At 66.3% G+C, this 2,603-nt stretch carries 2 protein-coding genes; both read right to left on the reverse strand.

Features of this window, described 5'->3' with window-relative positions:
- Positions 1-482, reverse strand: a 482-nt coding sequence (locus OQ02_RS39000; protein WP_037329898.1) for an endo-1,4-beta-xylanase, incomplete at its 3' end; no start/stop codon positions are given.
- A 439-nt stretch (positions 483-921) separates the two neighbouring features.
- A partial coding sequence (locus tag OQ02_RS39005; protein WP_033443719.1) for a family 43 glycosylhydrolase occupies positions 922-2,603 on the reverse strand: 1,682 nt, incomplete at its 5' end.

A 2,603-nucleotide genomic window follows, 5' to 3' on the forward strand; every position in this document is an offset into this window, starting at 1 on the left:
CGGAACGCGGCTTCGATCCAGTCGTTGCCGGTGCGCTGGAGGTTGGAGTCGCGGCGCCCGCCGCCGCTGCCGTCGGCGTAGGCCTCGTTGACGACGTCCCAGGCGTAGATCTTGCCGCGGTAGTAGGTGGCGACCTGGGTGACGTGGTTGAGCATGGCGTTGCGCAGCGAGGTGCCGGACATGTTCTGCATCCAGCCGGGCTGCTGCGAGTGCCAGTTCGGCTCGGTCGCGTCCATCTTCATCTCGTTCTCAGCCGTGACCATGTCGAACTCACGGTTGAGGATGTTGACGTAGGTGGAGTCGCCCAGCTTGTTCGCGGCCACGGCCGTGCCGAAGTAGCGACCGCTCTGCTGCGCCGCTGCGGCGAGCGTCGAGGCCGCGCCGCTGGCGGGCGACGCCACGAGGACCGCGGCGCCCGCGGCGGCGGCCACCAGTGTCGTCACGAGTGCGACTCGTGAGACTGACTTCGCTGTCAGCGTCATGTTTTGGCGCTTTCTGAGGAGCACCCGCACACGCGGGTGGGTGGGATTGGAGGAGAGCGGCCGACTTGCCCGCTCGGCTCGAAACGTTAAGCAGTATCAACCGAAACAGTTCGAGCAATCAAGGTCCAATCCGCCGCCGCGCTCCCGGCGTATTTCCCTGCATGAACCCGCGTGAACCTCCCGCAAGTGATCTTGAGCCACGGCAGTAAGTGCAGGTCAGCGGGCTACTGAATCGGTTCGTGCCACCGGCGTTCTTAGTGCATTCAGAGCCGCTGTTCCGCTGCACAGTTTCGCAAAAATTCGAAAGTTTTTTCGCAAATTTCGAGAAGAATTGGCAGTCGGGTCAGGGTTTTCTTAGGTCAAACGGCCGATTCCCCTGCGTCCACTCACCGCAGGGGAATCGGCTTCGTCGTGACAGGTCGTCGGTGTCAGGGAGTCGTCAGGGAGTGGTCAGGTCGAACTTGCGCACGGTCACGGCGCCGCCCAGGGCCTGGGTGGCGTGGTTGAAGATGCCGAAGCGGTAGCCCATGAAGAACTGCCACGCGTTGTTGAGCGTGAAGTTCGGGCCGAGCGCGGTGAAGTTGACACCGTCCGTGCTGTAGGAGAAGCGGGCGACGCGGTTGGACCCGGGTTGGATGTCGGCGTTGATCCGCAGCCAGACCCGGCCTCCGCTGATCGCGGCGCTCGCCGCCTCGGTGCCGGTGTTGGTGGTGCGCCAGCTGCTGTCCATGGCCAGGCCGTTGGTCATGGACACGCGGGTCTGGCCGTTGTCGCGCTTGACCCCGATCCAGGCCGACGACTGGCGGAGCATCGCCAGGCCGGACCGGTCGCCGTCGCGCATCGTGCTGTAGTCCAGCTCGATGGTGGCGGTGGACGTCGGCCCCTGGATGCGGTGGGTGAGGGTGTTGCGGGCGGCGTACAGGTCGTTGGTGACCGTGGCCGTCTGCAACCTGAGCCCGTTGTCGACCGAGTACCGGCCGGTGTCGGGGTCGTGGTTCCACTCCCACTGCGGACCGAGTGCCGTGCCCGCGAACGTGTCGGACCCGGTGAGGGGTTTGACCGGTCGGGTCGGCAGCGGCGCGGGGTAGTTCACGCCCCACCTGCCGTTGACGGTCTGCAGGGTCGGCCAGCCGTCCGCGGTCCAGCTGATCGGGGCGAGGGCCGGTACCCGACCGCCGGGGTAGGCGTCGACGAACGACATGTAGTACCAGGACCCGTTCTGCGTCTGGACCAGGCTGCCCTGGTGGGGCACGCCGCCGCCGGGGATCGGACCCGGCAGGTCCAGCAGCACCTGTCGCAAGCTGTACGGGCCGAAGGGACCGTTGTCGGACTTGAGCACGTACTGGCCGTTGGCGGGCCGGGTCAGCCAGATGTAGTAGCTGCCGTTGCGCTTGTAGAACCGCGCTCCCTCCAGCGTCCCGATGTTCGACGGTGTCTGGAACACCTGCTGCGCGCGGACCTGGCTGCGGCCGTCCGCGGACAGCTGGGCGACGCTGATGGTGCCGTTGCCGTAGGCGACGTACATGGTGTCGTTGTCGTCGACGAGCATGCCCGCGTCGTAGTAGCAGTTGTCGATCTGGGCGTGCCGGCTCCACGTTCCCTCGACGCTGGACGCGGTGTAGATGTAGGTGTCGTTGAAGTCGATGCACCCGGCCCAGTAGTACGTGCGGTTGCTCGGCCGGTACTGCAGCGTCGAGGCCCAGATGCCGTTGACGTAGGCCCGCTGCCCGTTGGTCAGGTCGTACTTGGTGCCGAAGTCCAGTGACGGCACGGAGTGCCCGGCGAACTCCCAGTTGACCAGGTCGTAGGAGCGCAGGACCGGTGCACCGGGGGAGTAGTGCATCGTCGACGCGGTCATGTAGTACGCGTCGCCGACCCGGATGACCTCGACGTCGGCGAAGTCCTGCCACACCACCGGGTTGGTGAACTGACCGCCCGGTTGCTGAGTGGTCGTGGTGGTCGTGGGGCTGGTCCCGCCGACGCGGACGAGCTGCCACTGCTGGTTGGCGCCGCCCCAGTCGCTGTACTGGACGATGTTGCCGCCGTCGTTGGTGGCCGCGCCCTGGACTTCGACCGCCTTGTTGCTGTTGCGGTTGATCAGGCGGACGTGGCCGTTGTCGG

The sequence above is a fragment of the Saccharothrix sp. NRRL B-16314 genome, from assembly GCF_000716595.1.
Taxonomy (GTDB): Bacteria; Actinomycetota; Actinomycetes; order Mycobacteriales; family Pseudonocardiaceae; genus Actinosynnema.